Below are 709 nucleotides of genomic sequence, written 5' to 3'. Positions count from 1 at the left end.
TCCTCGTCGTCGGGATCGTGCATCAGCACATGCGCCAGCTCGTGCGCCAGGGTCTTGACCTGCGCGGCAGGGTCCATGTTCTCCCGCACCGCGACCGTGCGCGCCTCGTAGTCGGTGACGCCGTTCGCGCCGAAGATCATGCCCTCGTGCTCCACGCGCAGCACCTCGAAACCGGCAACGCGAATCTGCCCGGCCAACCCCTCCCACAAGCCAGACGGCGCTTCACCTTCCAGCAGCGACGGAGTAGGCGTGACCGGGAGTGGTTCGCCGTCGGTCTGGGAGGCATCCCACACATAGGCGGGGCGTGCGCCGACCATCCGGGAGCGCACCACCTCGCCGGCCTTCGGCTTCTCCCGCGGCCCCAGCCGCCGCCACGAGCCCGCATCGGCAGGCGTCGCCGTGGCGAACCGGCCCGTGACGGGCGCGAAGATCATGTACCCGGCCTGACCCTTCATCACCTGGGCCCTACCCCCGGAACTTGGACACAGGGTGTGATTACGCGGCGGTCGGCAGCGTAGCGGCCCGGCGGGCCTCGTAGGTGGACGGGGACAGGTAGCCGCACCAGGTGTGACGGCGGCGGGTGTTGTAGCGGACGAGCCACCTGAAGACCTGCCGGCGGCAGGTCAGCTCGTCTGTCCAGCAGGCGGCGTCCTGAAGGACCTCGCGCTTCATCGTGGCGTTGAACGACTCCGCGAGCGCGTTGTCGGCT

General features: G+C 69.5%; 1 protein-coding gene and 1 pseudogene. Both read right to left on the bottom strand.

Annotation, left to right across the window (positions count from 1 at the left end; genetic code table 11):
- Window positions 1–461 (bottom strand): annotated as a pseudogene (locus KILIM_RS21890) (ImmA/IrrE family metallo-endopeptidase); the annotation flags it as partial.
- A gap of 34 nt (window positions 462–495) precedes the next feature.
- A partial coding sequence (locus KILIM_RS21885) for an IS3 family transposase (RefSeq protein ID WP_006594951.1) occupies window positions 496–709 on the bottom strand: 214 nt, incomplete at its 5' end.

Origin of the sequence: Kineosphaera limosa NBRC 100340, from assembly GCF_000298215.1 — a bacterium.
Taxonomy (GTDB): domain Bacteria; phylum Actinomycetota; class Actinomycetes; order Actinomycetales; family Dermatophilaceae; genus Kineosphaera; species Kineosphaera limosa.
Note: the sequence above shows the minus strand (reverse complement) of the source record. Positions and strands in the feature narration are given on the sequence as shown.